Source organism: Streptosporangium sp. NPDC049644 (assembly GCF_040675205.1).
Taxonomy (GTDB): domain Bacteria; phylum Actinomycetota; class Actinomycetes; order Streptosporangiales; family Streptosporangiaceae; genus Streptosporangium; species Streptosporangium fukuiense.
The window spans coordinates 25162-41599 of record NZ_JBFAOJ010000061.1 but is presented as its reverse complement, the minus strand read 5'-3'; the positions used below and the strand labels follow the sequence as shown (position 1 = coordinate 41599).

General features: G+C 70.8%; 14 protein-coding genes. 5 read left to right on the top strand and 9 right to left on the bottom strand.

The window, feature by feature from the left end:
* Positions 1-5: 5 nt before the first annotated feature.
* The 4 genes from AB0J58_RS28930 to AB0J58_RS28915 all read left to right on the top strand — a co-directional run bounded on the left by AB0J58_RS28930 (position 6) and on the right by AB0J58_RS28915 (position 5554).
* Positions 6-674 carry a cupin domain-containing protein gene (locus tag AB0J58_RS28930; protein WP_364221356.1) on the top strand — a complete coding sequence of 223 codons (669 nt, stop codon included), beginning with the start codon at positions 6-8 and terminating at the stop codon, positions 672-674.
* 67 nt (positions 675-741) lie between these two features.
* A complete protein-coding gene (gene polX / locus AB0J58_RS28925) occupies positions 742-2427 on the top strand; it encodes a DNA polymerase/3'-5' exonuclease PolX (RefSeq protein WP_364221353.1) in 1686 nt (561 codons plus the stop codon).
* A gap of 90 nt (positions 2428-2517) precedes the next feature.
* Positions 2518-3786, top strand: coding sequence for a sulfite oxidase (locus AB0J58_RS28920; protein ID WP_364221350.1), 1269 nt, complete (start codon positions 2518-2520; stop codon positions 3784-3786).
* Positions 3787-4054: 268 nt separating this feature from the next.
* On the top strand, positions 4055-5554 hold the full coding sequence (locus AB0J58_RS28915) for a wax ester/triacylglycerol synthase family O-acyltransferase (protein ID WP_364221347.1): 1500 nt from the start codon (positions 4055-4057) through the stop codon (positions 5552-5554).
* Positions 5555-5582: 28 nt separating this feature from the next.
* Here AB0J58_RS28915 and AB0J58_RS28910 read toward each other — a convergent pair whose 3' ends face one another.
* Positions 5583-6956: an aldehyde dehydrogenase family protein gene (locus AB0J58_RS28910; protein ID WP_364221344.1), complete on the bottom strand. Its 1374-nt coding sequence runs from the start codon at positions 6954-6956 to the stop codon at positions 5583-5585.
* A gap of 148 nt (positions 6957-7104) precedes the next feature.
* Positions 7105-8190 (bottom strand): alpha/beta hydrolase family protein, encoded by a 1086-nt coding sequence (locus tag AB0J58_RS28905; protein ID WP_364221341.1) that lies wholly within the window; start codon positions 8188-8190, stop codon positions 7105-7107.
* 102 nt (positions 8191-8292) lie between these two features.
* Here AB0J58_RS28905 and AB0J58_RS28900 point away from each other — a divergent pair, with 102 nt between their 5' ends.
* Complete coding sequence (locus tag AB0J58_RS28900) at positions 8293-9216, top strand: aldo/keto reductase (RefSeq protein ID WP_364221338.1); 924 nt, start codon at positions 8293-8295, stop codon at positions 9214-9216.
* A 70-nt stretch (positions 9217-9286) separates the two neighbouring features.
* On the opposite strand, the gene AB0J58_RS28895 is transcribed toward AB0J58_RS28900, so the two are convergent.
* From AB0J58_RS28895 to AB0J58_RS28865, 7 genes are all read right to left on the bottom strand, one after another.
* Entirely contained in the window at positions 9287-10960 is a 1674-nt protein-coding gene (locus tag AB0J58_RS28895) for a cation acetate symporter (protein ID WP_364221335.1), read from the bottom strand.
* Positions 10957-11286 carry a DUF485 domain-containing protein gene (locus AB0J58_RS28890; protein WP_030908181.1) on the bottom strand — a complete coding sequence of 110 codons (330 nt, stop codon included), beginning with the start codon at positions 11284-11286 and terminating at the stop codon, positions 10957-10959. The genes AB0J58_RS28895 and AB0J58_RS28890 overlap by 4 nt, the downstream gene beginning before the upstream one ends.
* A gap of 197 nt (positions 11287-11483) precedes the next feature.
* Entirely contained in the window at positions 11484-12983 is a 1500-nt protein-coding gene (locus AB0J58_RS28885; protein WP_343976584.1) for a cation acetate symporter, read from the bottom strand.
* Positions 12984-13032: 49 nt separating this feature from the next.
* Complete coding sequence (locus tag AB0J58_RS28880; protein WP_364221332.1) at positions 13033-13518, bottom strand: hypothetical protein; 486 nt, start codon at positions 13516-13518, stop codon at positions 13033-13035.
* The gene (locus AB0J58_RS28875; RefSeq protein ID WP_343976578.1) at positions 13515-14276 is read right to left on the bottom strand and encodes a LytTR family DNA-binding domain-containing protein; all 762 of its coding nucleotides are present in this window, start codon (positions 14274-14276) and stop codon (positions 13515-13517) included. The genes AB0J58_RS28880 and AB0J58_RS28875 overlap by 4 nt, the downstream gene beginning before the upstream one ends.
* A gap of 224 nt (positions 14277-14500) precedes the next feature.
* Positions 14501-15700 (bottom strand): histidine kinase, encoded by a 1200-nt coding sequence (locus AB0J58_RS28870; RefSeq protein WP_364221329.1) that lies wholly within the window; start codon positions 15698-15700, stop codon positions 14501-14503.
* A 300-nt stretch (positions 15701-16000) separates the two neighbouring features.
* Positions 16001-16438 (bottom strand): HIT family protein, encoded by a 438-nt coding sequence (locus AB0J58_RS28865; RefSeq protein ID WP_364221326.1) that lies wholly within the window; start codon positions 16436-16438, stop codon positions 16001-16003.

Here is a 16438-nt window from a genome sequence, read left to right as displayed (position 1 = left end):
CACCCGTGTTCGGCACCGGCGTGAGCGATCTGACCGTCTACGACTGGCCCGCCACCGACGGCCTGCGCGGCGGCTCGCCGCACCTGCACACCCTGTGCGCCGAGGCGTACGCCGTGGTGGCCGGTTCCGGCAGCGTGCAGACCCTGACCTGGGACGGTTACCGGGAGACAGCGCTGGCCTCCGGCTCCGTCGTCTGGTTCACCCCCGGCACCGTCCATCGCCTGGTCAACGACGGTGAGCTGCGCATCGTGGTCCTCATGCAGAACAGCGGCCTGCCCGAGGCCGGCGACGCCGTCCTGACCTTTCCCCCCGAGGTCCTCGCCGATCCGGCCGGGTACGCCGGGGCCGCGCGTTCGGCCCCGCGCGAGCGCCGCGACCTGGCCGTCGAGGGGTTCCTGCGGCTCCGTGCCGCGGGCCGCCCCGGTTTCGCCGCCTTCCTCGAGGCCGCCGCCCGCCTCGTCGGCCCCCACCTGGACGCCTTCGAGTCCCGCTGGCGCCAGGGTCCGCTGCGCGCTGCGGAGACGACGGGCGCCCGGCTGGCCGCGCTCCGCGCCGGCGACCTGGCCCACCTGCGCGAGGCGGCGGTCACCCCGATGCCCTCCGTGCCCCGCGACGGCATGTGCGGCCACCTGCTGACCTACCCGGCGGACCCTCCCGGCCGGGACGGGGCCTGAGGCCGGCCGGGGGCGCGGCGGACCGCCGGGAGCGGGAACTGTCGGTGCGATCTTCTAGGCTGGCCCCATGGCACGAGCTAACGACGACGTCGCGGCCGCTCTGGAGGAGTACGCCGAGCTGTTCGCGATGACCGGCGGCGACGCGTTCCGGGTCCGCAGTTACCAGAAGGCGGCCAAGGCGATCGCGGGCTTTCCCGAGGACATCACGACCGTGCCCGTGCGAGGCGTGCCGGGGGTGGGCGAGGCGATCGCCAAGAAGGTCGAGGAGTACCTGGAGCGGGGCAGCTTCCGCCAGCTCGACGATCTGCGGGGGAAGGTTCCCCAGGGAGTGCGGCGGCTGACCCGGGTGGCCTCGCTCGGGCCGAAGAAGGCGGTCTTCCTCTACCAGGAACTGGGCATCGACTCCCCCGAGGCCCTGGCGAAGGCCATCGGGGAGGGGCGTCTCGAGGGCGTCAGGGGCTTCGGCGCCAAGACCGTGGAAAACCTGCTCAAGGGGGTCGAGCACCTGGCGGAGAACAGCGCCAGGATGCACACCGGAGTCGCCATGGACCTGGCGGAGCGGGTCATCGCCTCGCTGCCGGGTGCCGAGCGGATCGCCTACGCCGGGTCGCTGCGCCGGATGAAGGACACCGTCGGCGACGTCGACATCCTCGCGGTCGGCCCCGAGTCGCTGATGGACGACTTCAAGGCCCAGCCCTACGTCGCGGAGGTCATCGCCTCGGGCGACAAGAAGACCTCGATCCGCACCGCCCAGGGTGTCCAGGTCGACCTGCGCCTGGTCCCCGCCGAGTCGTGGGGCGCCGCGCTGATGTACTTCACCGGTTCCAAGGAGCACACGGTGCACCTGCGGGAGATCACGGTGAAGAAGGGCTGGAAGCTGTCGGAGTACGGCCTCTTCGAGGGGGAGCGGGTGATCGCGGCCGCGACCGAGGAGGAGGTCTTCGAGGCGTTCGGCATGGCGTGGATCCCGCCGACCCTGCGCGAGGACACCGGTGAGATCGCCGCCGCGCTCGCCGGTGAGCTGCCCGAGCTGGTCACCCTGGAGGATCTGCGGGGCGACCTGCACACCCACACCGACCTGACCGACGGGATCGCCTCGCTGGAGGACATGGTCGCCGCCGCCCACGCTCGCGGCTACTCCTACTACGCGGTGACCGACCACGCCCCCGACCTGGCGATGCAGCGGATGACGCTGGACAAGGCCCTGGAGCAGCGCGAGCGGTTGCGCCGGCTGCAGGAGAGATACCCGGGGATGCGGCTGCTGCACGGCAGCGAGCTGAACATCGCCCCCGACGGCTCGGTCGACTGGCCGGCCGAGGTGCTGGCGGGCTTCGACGTGTGCGTGGCCAGCATCCACTCGCACTTCACCCAGTCCCGCGAGGAGATGACCCGGCGCCTCGTCACCGCGTGCGAGAACCCCCACGTGCACATCATCGGCCACCCGACCACCCGCAGGATCGGCGCCCGAGGACCGGTGGACGCCGACTGGGACGAGGTGTTCCGCGCCGCGGCCCGCACCGGCACCGCGATGGAGATCGACTCCTTTCCGGACCGCTCCGACCTCCCCTCGGACCTGGTGCGGCTGGCACAGCACCACGGCGTGAGATTCTCCATCGACAGCGACGCCCACGCGATCCCCCATCTCGACAACCAGCGGTTCGGCATCGGTGTCGCCCAGCGCGGCTGGCTCACCGGCGACGACGTGATCAACACCTGGCCCCTGGAGCGGTTGCTGGCTTTCCTCGGTCGTTGAGGGGATGATTGAGAGCGGCGAGGGCGTGACACCCGTCGCATATTACATAGTTTACTGGTAGGAAATAGGTGTAGAGAGGAGTGGTGCCGGATGCCGTACGAGAACCTCGACGACGAGGCCGTCCGCCGGCGCGCCCGAGCCGGGCGGACTCCACAGGAGGCCCCCGACCGGCTCCGACTGGCCACCGTCGACGGCAGGACCCTCGACGACAGGACCCTCGACGACAGGACCCTCGACGACAGGGACCTTGATGACAGGGCCGGCGACGACCCGTCCGCCTCGGGGATCGTCAAGCCGCTGCCGCCGGAGCTGTTCGTCGAGCACGAGACCAATGCCGAGATGCGCTGGGACGCCATGGGCGACGTCGGGTTCCACGTGCCCAACGACCGGTTCTTCGTCCGCAACCACACCTCCACCCCGATCGTCGACGCGGCCACCTGGCGGCTGCGGCTGCACGGCACGGGCCTGAGCGCCTCCCGGAGTTTCGGCTACGAGGAACTACTCGCGATGCCCTCGGTGACACGCGACGTGGCGATCGAGTGCGCGGGCAACGGGCGGAGCCTCTTCACCACCCAGCAGCACCAGGAGGTCGCCGGCACCCCGTGGCGGCTCGGCGGCATCGGGGTGGCCCGCTGGCGCGGGGTGCCGCTGGCCACGGTGCTGGAACGGGCCGGGATCACCCCGGACGCCGTCGACGTCATGGCCCGCGGACTCGACCCCGCCTACGTGGCCGACGGGGTCGACCACGGCCGGGTACGCCGCCCGATCCCGGCGGCCAAGGCGCTGCGGGACGTCATCCTCGCCTACGAGATGAACGACGAGCCGCTCCCGCCCGACCACGGCCACCCCGTGCGGCTGGTCGTCCCCGGCTGGATCGGCCTGGCCTCGGTCAAGTGGGTCGGCGACATCGAGGTGTCCACCTCGCCGCTGTCCTCGCCCTGGAACACCGAGTTCTACCGGATGTTCGGCGACGCCTACCCGCCGCAGGGCGGCGCCCCGCTGACCACGCGGGGGATCAGGAGCGCCTTCGAGCTGCCCTGGAACGCCACCCTGGTCGCCGGGCGTCCCTACCTGCTGCGCGGGCGGTCGTGGTCGGGCAACGGCCGGATCGCCGACGTGGAGGTGAGCCTGGACGGCGGCACCACCTGGCAGCGCGCTCCGCTGCGCGGACCGCACGTGGCATCCACCTGGACCCGCTGGCAGGTCACCTGGAAACCCGCGGAGACCGGCCGGCACTTCCTGCTCGCCCGCGCCACCGACGAGACCGGCGCGGTCCAGCCGTCGCACACCACGCACAACGACTTCGGCTACCTCTTCGACGCCGTCGTCCGCCACCCCGTGACCGTCGTGAGCGGTTGACCGGGAGCCCGATCGGGCCGAACGGCCCGGTCCGCGGCTCCGGATGCCCGTACCCGGGTATCGCCTTCGGAAAGAATTGCCGGGACACCTCCATCCGACAGGCGTGACTACCGAGCGGAATGGGAATGTCACCTAGCGCGATGATCGGCTGGGCCTCCGGACCTCGTCGGAAAGACATCCGCGGTCCCACGGAGGAAACGAGAGGGAAACGTGCCGACCTGATGATGGCAATACGTGTTCTCCCATCTTCCGCCAGGAGGCTCGACCGATGCGCCAGCTGACCGCGCTCGACGCGCAGTTCCTTCACGCAGAGTCGGCGACCACGGCGGCCCATGTCGCGGGGCTCGCCATCCTCGACCCGGCCTGTTCCCGGGCGGGGGCCGTCACCCGCGAGTGCCTGATCGGGCTGCTCCGCGAGCGGGTGCACCTGGCCCCGGCGCTGAGGCTCCGCCTGGCCACCGTGCCGTTCGACCTCGACCGGCCGTACTGGACGGAGGACCCCGATCTCGACGTCGCCGGCCACGTCCACGAGGTGACCCTGACCGCGCCGGGCGACGACGCCCAGCTCGCCGAGGAGGTGGCCCGGATCCACGAGCGGCGCCTCGACCGGGGCCGCCCGCTCTGGGAGATGCATCTCATCCAGGGACTGACCGGTGGCCGGGTCGCCCTGTACGCCAAGGTCCACCACTGCGCCATCGACGGGGTCTCGGGAGCGGAGACGCTCGCCGCGCTGCTGGATCTGACGCCCGAGCCTCGCGTCGTCGAGCGGCCCGCGCCCACGCCGCGGACCACCGCCCCCGGTCTGGCGGGCATGCTCGCCGGAGCCGTGGCCAGGTCGGTGATGCAGCCCGCCAGAACGCTGTACTCGCTGGGTCGCATGGCGACCGAACTCGACACGATGCCCCTGGCCTCGGCGCTGCCGGGTGCCCGGCAGGTGGCCGCCGCCACCCGGATGATCACCGGAAGAGGGCGGGAGTTGCCGGAACTGCCCGTGCTGACGGCGCCGCGCACACCGTTCAACGGCCCGATCGGCCCCGAGCGGCGCTTCTCCTACGGGTCGATCCCGCTGGCGGACGTCAAACGGGTGGCCAGGAGCTCGGGGGCCAGTGTCAACGACGTGGTCATGACGCTGTGCGCCTCGGCGCTGCGCGCCTGGCTGCGCGAGCGCGACGCGCTGCCCGATCGGCCGCTGATCGCCGCGGTCCCGGTCGCGGTCCGCACCGCGAGCGCCCGGGACGTGGTCGGCAACCAGATCTCCGTCATGGTCACCCCCATCCCGACCGACCTGGCCTGTCCCCGCGAGCGCCTGCGCGTCATGGCGCGGACGATGCACACCGCCAAGCGGCGGTTCGCCGGCTCCCCCGCCGGCTGGCTGGGCGAGCTGTCGTCGATGCTGCCCGCGGCCGTCACCGCGCTGGCGACCTCCACGGTGTTCCGGCTGGCCTCGATCATGCTGCCGCCGATCAATCTGATCGTCTCGAACGTGCCGGGACCGCAGCTCCCGCTGTACCTGTGCGGGGCCAGGGTGCTCGCCTACCACCCCATGTCGGTGCTGACCGACGTGAGCGGCGGGGTCAACATCACCTGCTTCTCCTACGACGGCTCGCTCGACTTCGGCATCCTGTCCTGCCCGGACCGGGTGGCCGACGTGTGGCGGCTCATGGGCCACCTGCAGGAGGCCATGGACGAGCTGATGCAGCAGATCGAGCCCGCCGGGCGGCTCAACCCGGTGGACAGCCTCCCGGCCAGGCAGATGGTGCCCGCCTGAGGGCCCCGCGCCGAGACGCGGCGGGCGATCAGCCGATCCAGACCGTCTTGGCGTCGCAGAACTCCCGGATGCCGTACGCCGACAGCCCGCGCCCGTACCCGGAGCCCTTGACACCACCGAACGGTAGTTGAGGGTAGGCGGAGACCATCCCGTTGACGTACACCATGCCGGCCTCGATCTCGGAGACGAGGCGTTCCTGCTCCGCCACGTCGCCGCTCCAGGCGGCGGCGGCGAGCCCGAAGGGGGTCGCGTTGGCCAGGGCGATCGCCTCGTCGATGTCCGCGACCCGGTACAGCGCGGCCACCGGGCCGCGGACCTCCTCGTGGAACACCCGCATCTCGGAGGTGATGCCGGTGATCACGGTCGGTTCGTAGAACCAGCCGGGCCGATCCGGGCTCACTCCCCCGCAGAGCACCCGGGCACCGAGCCCCGCGGCGTTGGCGACCTGTGACTCGACGTGGTCGCGGCCCTGCCGGGTGGCGAGCGGTCCCACGTCCGTCGCCTCGTCCGCGGGGTCGCCGAGCCTCAGCGACTCCATCAGCGCCACGAACAGCCCGGCGAAGTCGTCGTAGACCTCCTCGTGCACGATGAACCGCTTGGCCGCGACGGAGGACTGGCCGTTGTTGCGCACCCGCGAGGTGACCCCGACGGCGGTGGCCTCGCCCAGGTCGGCGGAGGGCATGACGACGTAGGGGTCGGAGCCGCCCAGTTCCAGGACCGTCTTCTTGATCTCCCAGCCCGCGATCGCGGCGACCGGGCGGCCCTCCCGATCGGCCCCGGTGAGGGTGACGGCCGCCACGCGCCGATCGCGCAGCAACGGCTCGACCTGCTCGGGCTCGATCGGCAGGACCTGCGCGCATCCCTCGGGAAAACCGGCCCTGGCGAACAGCCCACCCAGGTGCAGCGCCGTCTGCGGCACGTTCGGCGCGTGCTTGAACAGGCAGACGTTGCCCGCCATCAGGGCGGGCGCGGCAGACCTGACCACCTGCCAGAGGGGGAAGTCCCACGAGGTGATCCCGAGGAGGGCGCCCAGCGGCTGGTAGCGCACGTACGCCTGCCGCGCGCCCACGGCGGCCCCGTCCGCCGACTCGTCCGCGAGGAACTCCTCGGCGTGGTCGGCGAAGAAGCGCATCTCCCGCACGCACATGTCCACCTCGCAGTGGGCGGCGGCCAGCGTCTTGCCCATCTCGGTGGTCACCAGCCGTGCCAGCCGGTCCTGCTCGGCCCGGAGCAGGCCGGCGGCGGCGTGCATCCAGACCGCCCGCTGCTTGAAGTCGACCGCCCGGTACTCCTGGAACGCGGAGGCGGCGAGTGCCAGCCGCCGTTCCACCTCCTCCTCGCCGATCGGGTCGAACGTCCTGAGGGTCTCGCCCGTGGCCGGGTTGATCGTCGCGATCGCCATCGGTGCCTCCCGGAGAATCGCCGTCGGTGCCTCCCGGAGAAACATCGCCGCCGGACGGCGAAGCGTTCGGGCGACCTTCCCCTCTTCCTTTATGCCCCCTTATGTCCAATATTCGTCCTCGCGGTCGGCGGGAGCAGCCGCAAAGGGATCATCGGGCTCCGACAGCCTCCAGGAGCATGGGCAGCGCCCGGCGGAGTTCCCGGTTCCAGTAGGTCATGTTGTGGCGCCCCGAGTAGAAGTGGGGCTGGAAGGGAATGTCCAGCGACTGCAGGCGACCGGCGAAGGCCAGTGTCGCCTTGTTGGCGAGTTCCTCGGTGATGTCCCCGAAGAGCTCACCGTCCCCCCTGCCGCCGTCGCCCGAGGCCAGGTAAAGACGGACCCCGCGCAACCTGTCCGCCAGATGGTACGGGTCGTGCCGCTCCCACACCTCGCGGTTCTCCCGCGGATCGCCCCAGATCCGCTTCCAGTCGGTGCCGAAACAGCCCGCCGTGGTGCCGAGCATGACCGCCAGGTCGACCCCGGGCATGAGAATGTGCACCGCGCCGCTGAAGGAGGCCGCGGCCTTGAAACCACCGGCCGCCGCGTACAGCATCGCGCCCTGGCCGCCCATGGAGTATCCGGCGATGGCCCGCTCCTTGCCCGCGGCGTACCTGCTCTCCAGCAGCGGAAGCAGCTCCTTGAGGTGGTAGGTCGCCCACCTGGGCGGCCCGCCCTCGCCGCCGTTGTACCAGTCGGAGTAGCTTCCGCACTTGCCGCCGTCGGGCATGACCACGATGACCTGATCGTTCTCCGTGAACCTCTCGACGTCGGACCTCGACCATCCCGCGTAGTCGTCGAGCCCCCCGTGCAGCAGCCAGAGCGTCGGCCAGGTCCTGCCCGCGTCCCTGGACCAGCCCTTGGGCAGCAGCAGTCGCACCCGGGTGACGTCGTCGAGGGCCGCCGAGCGCAGGGTCAGGTCCATCCGGCGGCCACCGGACCGCTTCTCCCCGACCACCTCGACACCGTCGGGAACACCGTCGGGAACACCGTCGGGAACACCGTCGGGCCCCCCTCCCGGTCTCCTGGACGCGTCCGGCGTGCGGGGCCGCTCCGAGGTGGAAGGGACCGGCGGGTCCGCGACTGTCCCGCGCTGGTTGGAGATCAGGGCGATCGCGGCGGCCACCGCCAGGACGAAAAGACCGCCCGCGATCACAGCACCGACGAGGAGTCCGCGTAACCGTGAACCGGGTGCCATGGGAGCCTCCGACAGTCTTATTGACGCCGCACATAATAGTGCTCCGACGGCTGTCACCGATGCCCCGTACCCGCGCGATTACTCGAGAAATAGAGTTAGCCCATGAGCTTTTCTGAGCTGAACCTGTTTCCTCTCTGTCTCGGCGGCAACGTATTCGGCTGGACCGCGGACCGGAACGACTCCTTCGCGGTCCTGGACGCCTACGCCGAGGCGGGCGGCAATTTCATCGACACCGCGGACGTCTACTCCGCGTGGGCGCCCGGACACGTCGGCGGTGAGTCCGAGACCGTCATCGGCGAATGGACGGCCTCCCGCCGCAACCGTGACCGGATCGTGGTGGCGACCAAGGTGGGTTCACTGAACGGCCGCACCGGGCTGTCGGCGGCCAACATCCGAGCGGCGGCCGAGGACTCGCTCCGGCGGCTGCGTACCGACTACATCGATCTGTACTGGGCCCACATCGACGACGCGGCCACACCTCTGGAGGAGACCCTGGGCGCGTTCGACGACCTGGTCACCGAGGGCAAGGTGCGGAACATCGGCGCCTCGAACTACAGCGCCGAGCGGCTCGCGGAGGCACTGGAGATCTCCGAACGGGACGGCCTGGCGCGGTACGGGGTGCTGCAGCAGCACTACAACCTTCTCGAACGCGACTACGAGGGGGCACTGCGAGACGTGGTGGCCGAGGCCGGGCTGACCAGCACACCGTACTTCGGCCTGGCCCGCGGCTTCCTGACCGGCAAGTACCGGCCGGGGATCACGGTGGACAGCCCCCGCGCGGGCCAGGCGTCGCAGTACCTCCACTCCGAGCGCGGGCCGAGGGTGCTCGACGCCCTGGACAAGGTCGCCGCCTCCCACGGAGCCGCCCCGGCCACCGTCGCCCTCGCCTGGCTGGCCGCCCAGCCCACGGTGGCCGCGCCGATCGCCAGCGCCCGCAACGTCGAACAGCTTCGGCCGCTGCTCGCGGTCGCCGACCTGACGCTGTCCGAGGACGAGCTGGCCCTGCTGGACGAGGCGTCCCGCTAGAAGGACACGACGGGGCCCGGCCGCGGTGCGGCCGGACCCCGGTCGGTTTCAGGCTGTGCCACATCGGAACCTAGTCGGCACTGGGCTCCAGCTCAGGGTCGGTACCGGGCAGCCGCTGGACCCCGCCGACAGGCTGGTGCGAGGTGGCCTGCTCGGCGCCGATGCCGGTGAGCGAGCGGACCTCGATCTCCGCGTACTTGCCCGCGCTGTACTCCTTGCTGAGGCGCGCGCCGACGAACCCGGCCAGGAAGCCGAGCGGGATCGACACGATACCGGGGTTGCTCAGCGGGAACCAGGCGAAGTTCGCGTCGGGGAACAGCGCGGTGGCACTGCCCGAGACGACCGGCGAGAAGACCACCAGGACCAGCGCGGAGACCAGGCCACCGTAGATGGCCGAGACCGCGCCGGCGGTGTTGAACCGCTTCCAGAACAGGCTGTAGAGGATCGCGGGCAGGTTGCCCGAGGCCGCCACGGCGAAGGCGAGCGCCACCAGGAAGGCCACATTCTGCCCCTGGGCGAGGATGCCGAGCCCGATGGCGACCGCGCCGATGACGAAGGCCGAGATCCGGGCGACCAGCACCTCCTCCCGGTCGGTGACGTTGCCGCGCTTGAAAACGTGCGCGTACAGGTCGTGGGCGAAGGAGGAACTCGACGCCAGCGTCAGCCCGGCGACGACCGCCAGGATCGTGGCGAAGGCGACCGCCGCGATGACGGCCAGCAGGATCGTGCCTCCGACGTCGCCGAAGATGGCCTTGCCGATCGCTTCGGCGAGCATCGGCGCCGCCGTGTTGCCCGCCTTGTCCTGCGCCGTGATCGCCTGGCCACCGACCAGCGCCGCCGCGCCGAAGCCGAGCACCAGGGTCAGCAGGTAGAAGACGCCGATGATGCCGATGCCCCACAGCACCGACTTACGCGCCTCCCGCGCGGTGGGAACCGTGTAGAAGCGGATCAGGATGTGCGGCAGGCCCGCGGTGCCGAGCACCAGTGCCAGGCCCAGGCTGATCAGGTCGATCTTGCCCGCGATGCCCTGCGCCTCGGTGCCGTACTTCAGACCGGGCTCAAGGAACGCCTGACCCTTGTCACTCTGCGCGGCGGCGTCGCCGAGCAGGCCGGACAGGTTGAAACCGTAGTGGCCGAGCACCAGCAGGGTGACCAGGGTGGCACCGCCCATGAGCAGCACCGCCTTGACGATCTGCACCCAGGTGGTGCCCTTCATCCCGCCGACGACCACATAGACGATCATCAGGACGCCGACACCGACGATCGTGAGCGCCTTGCCCGTCGGCGAGGTGACACCGAGCAGCAGACCGACCAGCGCGCCCGCGCCGACCATCTGGGCCAGCAGATAGAAGATCGACACCGTGATGGTGGAGACACCCGCCGCGGTACGGACCGGACGGGGGCTCATCCTAAAGGCCAGCACGTCGGCCATGGTGAACTTGCCGGAGTTGCGCATCAGCTCGGCGACCAGCAGCAGCGCCACCAGCCAGGCGACCAGGAAGCCGATCGAGTACAGGAAGCCGTCGTAGCCCGACAGCGCGATGATCCCCGCGATGCCCAGGAAGCTCGCGGCCGACATGTAGTCGCCACCGATGGCGAGGCCGTTCTGCACACCGCTGAAGGACCGGCCACCGGCGTAGAAGTCGGTGGCGTCCTTGGTGTTGCGGCTGGCCCAGAAGGTGATCCCCAGCGTTCCCGCGACGAAGAGCAGGAACAGGATCGTGGACAGGGTCTGGTGGCTCATTCGGTCTTCCCCTCGGCCTGGTGACGGATCTCGTCAGCCAGCGGGTCGAGCTTCTTCTCGGCGAAACGGGAGTAGGCCCAGGCGATCCCGAACGTCGACACGAACTGGAGCAGACCGAAGATCAGCGCCACGTTGATGTTGCCCAGGACCTTCGTGCCCATGAAGTCACGCGCCCAGCCGGAAAGGACGACGTAGAGCAGGTACCACCCGAGGAACGCCGCGGTCATCGGGAACGCCCAGGCCCGAAAACGCCTCTTCAACTCCTGGAACTGTTCACCGGCCTGAATCTCTTCGTAGACCGATGAGTCATGTTGCCTGGCGGTCACAAGACCTCCCACAAATGTGATCTGGATCACGGACAACGTAGGAGGAGACGCCACCCCTCGTGGAGACCCGCTCGCGGACTCTTCGCCGAGGCGCCGCCGCGTCGCGTTCAGCTGGACGCGGCTTGCGGTGAAAGGTCTGTCCCGCGCGACGAACGGTCGCCGCCGAAGAGACCCGGCCGGGCGGCTCGCCGGACCCGTCAGGAGGAGCGGGGCCGCCAGTCACCCCGATCCAGGTTGAGGATCTCCGGGGTGTGCAGGCGCACCATCGTACGGGCCACGTTCGGCGGGATGCGCCCCGGCGTCAGCAGCGAGACCAGCACCATGACGAGAAAGGCGATCGGCACCGTCCACGCGGCGGGCTGGGCCAGCATGGCACCCACCAGACCGGGATAGGGCCCCCCTCCGATCGTCATCAGAACCGCGCCGCAGGCCAGGCCGCCACCGACGAGCAACCCCGCCATCGCCCCGGCGGGAGTCAGCCGCCGCCACCAGATGCCCAGCACCAGCAACGGGCAGAAGGAGGAGGCCGCCACCGCGAACGCCAGGCCAACGACGTCGGCGACCGGCAGCGAGCGGGCCAGGACCGCCAGGCCCAGCGGAACGATCACGGCGAGCACCGCCGCCGCCCGGAACGACCGCACCCCGCCCTTGAGAATGTCCTGCCCGATGACCCCGGCGACCGAGACCGTCAGCCCGGAGGAGGTCGACAGGAACGCCGCGAACGCCCCGGCCGTCACCAGCGCCGTCAGCAGGTCACCGGCCACACCGCCGATCAGCCGCCCCGGCAGCGTGAGCACCACCGTGTCACTGCCCTCCAGCTCCGGGACGTAGATCCTGCCCAACGCGCCGTAGACGGCCGGCAGCAGGTAGAAACCCCCGAGCAGCGACAGGACCACCAGCGTCGTACGGCGGGCGGCCCGGCCGTCGGGATTGGTGTAGAAGCGGACCAGCACGTGCGGCAGCCCCATGGTGCCCAGGAACGTGGCCAAAATCAGCGAGTAGGTCGAGTAGAGACCGTACTCCCTGCCGCTGGAGAGCGGCAGCGCCCAGGTCGCCACATCCCGCTCGCTCAGCCCCGGGGCTCCCCCGCTCCGCCACGCCAGCAACAGGAACGCCAGCGGCACGGCCAGGGCCGTGAGCTTCAGCCAGTACTGGAAGGCCTGCACGAACGTGATCGACCGCATGCCCCCAGACATCACGTTCACCGCGACCACGGCCGCCACCAGCAGGCCCCCCGCCCACTCCGGGGCGCCGGTGATGGCCCGCAGGACCAGGCCCGCGCTCTGGAACTGCGGCATCAGGTACAGCCAGCCGATCAGCACGACCAGCACCCCCGCCATCCGCCGCACCGCCATCGACTCCAGCCTCGCCTCGGCGAAGTCCGGCAGCGTGTAGGCGCCCGAACGGCGCAGCGGAGCCGAGACCAGAACGAGCAGCACCAGATAACCGCCCGTCCAGCCGACCGGCAGCCAGAGCATGTCCGCACCGTAGGTGAGGATCAGCCCGGCGACGCCCAGGAAGCTCGCGGCCGACAGATACTCCCCGCCGATGGCCGAGGCGTTCCACAGCGGGGAGACCGTGCGGGAGGCGACGTAGAAGTCGGAGGTGGTCCGCGACAGCCGGATCCCGAAGGCGCCGATCAGCACCGCGGCCAGCACCACCAGCACGACCGCCGTCACACCGTACGCGGTGCTCATCTGACGCCTCCCGGTGTGGAGACCTCGGGCTCCCGGCCCTGAAGGGGGGTCAACGTGCCCTGTCCACCAGCTCGGCGAAGTGGCGCTCGTTCCGCTCCGCCTGCCGGACGTAGAGCCAGGCACCGATCACGAACGCCGGGTAGATCAGACCGGCCAGTACCGCCCAGGGCAGCGGGATCCCCAGCAGGCGGACCGCGTGCAACTCGGGCACCAGCAGGAACAGCAGCGGCAGCCCCACCACCACACAGCCCAGCACCGTGCAGACGAACAGGGCCAGCCGGAACTGGGTGCGGACCAGCGAGTGCATGTAGATCTCACCCAGCCGGGTCTGCTCGTCGATCTCCCGGGTGACCGGGTAGCGGGGATGACGGGGGGCCATGGTGCGAGGGCTGGTCACCACCTCGCGCCGCGGCCGCTCGGACTCCCTGCGTGAGCGATCGGGCTCCTTACGTGACCGCTCGGAATCCTTGCGCGACCGGTCGGTGATCCACCGGCGCGGCTCGGACTCCTCCCTGGCCCCCGGGTCGCGGCTCACTCCTGCCTGCCCTTGCGCGCCCGGCGGACCAGGAGGTCGCGCAGCTCACGGGTGTGGCGGCGGCTGACCGGGATCTCGGTCTCACCGATGCGGACCACACACCGGCCCGAGTCGATGTGCAACTCGTCGATGTGCTTGACCGCGACCAGGTGGCTGCGGTGCACCCGGACGAAACCCGCCAACGACCAGCGCTCCTCCAACGTGGCCAGCGAGATGCGCACGAGGTGACTGCCGCCCGCGGTGTGCAGGCGGGCGTAGTCACCCTGCGCCTCGACGTAGCGGACCTCGGTGCTGGCCACGAACCTGGTGACACCGCCCAGTTCGACCGGGATGGTGTCGGGGTCGGCACGGCCCGCGCCCTCGCTCTCCGGCAGCTCCGCCGAGACGAACACCCGCCGGATGGCCTCGGCCAGCCGCTCCGGCCGTACCGGCTTGAGCAGGTAGTCCTCCGCCTTGATCTCGAAGGCGTCCACCGCGTGCTCCTCGTAGGCCGTCACGAAGACCACCCGGGGCGGGTTGGCGAACTGCGAGAGCAGGCGGCCGAGCACCACCCCGTCCAGACCGCGCATCCGGATGTCGAGGAAGACCGCGTCGATCGGCCGCCCGTCGGCGATCGCCCGGTCCAGCACGCGCAGCGCGGCGGCCCCGTCCCTGGCCAGGGAGACCTCCCCGATGCGGGGGTCGTCCCGGAGCAGGTAGGCCAGGTCCTCCAGCGCGGGAAGCTCGTCGTCCACCGCAAGGACACGCAGGCCGGTCACGGTCACTCCTCCAGGTCGTTCACGCGGGAATTTCTAGAGGGTGATGAATTAGACATCGCCTGTCAACTTTTTCATATTCCGGGGGAGGACCTAATCGGATTCGGAAGGCCGGTCACGCTGGAGAGCCCGGCGGCCGGGCGGGCGACCGGTGGACGGCACGGCGGGCCGACGGGCAGAGCACCGAGGGAACCCGACCGCGAACCGGGCGGCCGAGCGGGCACGGTTCAACGGACGGAGACACCCGGGTGGTACTTCGGCAGGCGGACGCTGACCTTCGTACCCGCCCCCTTGGCCGTCTCCGCCACCAGGCCGTACTCGTCCCCGTAGACCTGGCGCAACCGCTCGTCCACATTGACCAGCCCCACTCCTCCCGCCCCCGAGCGCTCGTCGGCGTCACCGGCCAGGATGCGGCGCAGGCGGTCCGGTTCCATGCCGACGCCGTCGTCCTCCACACTGATCCGGCATTCCGCCCCGGCGTCCTCCGCGACGATCGAGATGCGCCCTATCCCGGGCTTGCTCTCCAGCCCGTGCTGGACCGCGTTCTCCACCAGCGGCTGCAGGCACAGGAACGGAACCGCGACCGCGAGCACCTCCGGGGCGATGCGCAGCGTCACCTGAAGCTGGTCGCCGAAGCGGGCACGTTCCAGGGTGAGGTAGCGGTCGATGGAACGCAGTTCCTCGGCCAGCGTGGTGAACTCCCCGTGCCGCCGGAAAGAGTAGCGGGTGAAGTCGGCGAACTCCAGCAACAGCTCACGGGAGCGGTCGGGATCGGAACGGACGAAGCTGGCGATGGTCGTCAGCGAGTTGTAGATGAAGTGCGGGGAGATCTGCGCACGCAGCGCCCGGACCTCGGCCTCCATCAGGCGTGTCCTGGACCTGTCGAGTTCGGCCAGCTCCAGCTGCGAGTCGACCCAGTTCGCGACCTCGTGGACGGCCCTGACCAGCCCCGCGGAGGCGTGCCCGCCGTACGCGGCCAGGGAACCGACCACCCGCCCGTCGGTGGTCAGCGGCACCACCACGGCGAACCTGATCGGGCACTCGGGAAGATCGCACCAGACGACTTCGGGGCCGAGGACCCGGGTCCGGCCCCCGGTGAGCGTCTTGGCGGCGTGGGTGAACGCCTCGCGGGCGTGATGGTCGTCGCCCTCACCGTCGTAGACCAGCAGCCTCTCCTCGTCGGTGACCGCCAGCGCCGGGGAGCCCAGCAGTTCCCGCAGGTGCCGGGACGCCTTCTGCGCCCCCGCCTCGGTCAGCCCGGCCCGCAGCGGCGGCGCGGCGAGGGAGGCGGTGTGCAGGGTCTCGAACGTGGCCCGCTCGGCCGGGCTGCTGCCCAGTTCCCTGCGCCCTCGCAACACCCGCCACAGCACCAGGGCGGGTACCCCGATCAGGGCGACGACCAGCAACACGGCGATGACGGGTTCCACGCTCCGGACCTTATACGCCCGGCCCCACCCGCGCCCGGCCCATGCGGATCACACCGACCTTCCGTATCCGGTCAGAACGGGGCGGGCTCCGCCTGGCGGCGATCCGGCCCTCCTGTGGTGTGCGGCCGGCGACCGTCCCGGGCGCCTTTACGATGTAGATCAAGACGACCGGCCCCCGCTCTCCGGACAAGCCCCCGTCCCGGGCGAACCCGCTCGGGGAGCCCGCTCCGGCGAGCGACGCGGACGGGTACCCGCGAAACCCCTCGCCACCGCCCCCGAGGCCGGAGGCGGTCCGGCGGTTCAGGAGACCGGCGGGGCGGGGCCGAGGGCCTCGCGGACCCGGCGGGCGTAGGTCTCGGCCTCGGCGGAGTCGTCGTATCTCGTACGGGGCCAGAAGAAGCCGCGCAGGCCGTCCTTGCGGTTACGGGGGACCACGTGGACGTGCAGGTGCGGGACGCTCTGGCTGACGCGGTTGTTCGCCGCGACGAACGTGCCGGCCGCCGCCAGGCCCGACTCGACGGCGGCGGCGACGGCACGGACGCGTTCGAAGAACGGGCCGACCATCGGCACCGGCAGGTCCGCCAGCGTCTCGACGTGGGTCAGCGGGACCACCAGGACATGGCCCTTGAAGACCGGACGCGTGTCCAGGAAGGCCACGGCCACGCCGTCGGAGACGACGACGTGGGCCGGGCGCTCCCCCGCCGCGATGGCGCAGAACAGACACCGTTCATCTGGCAT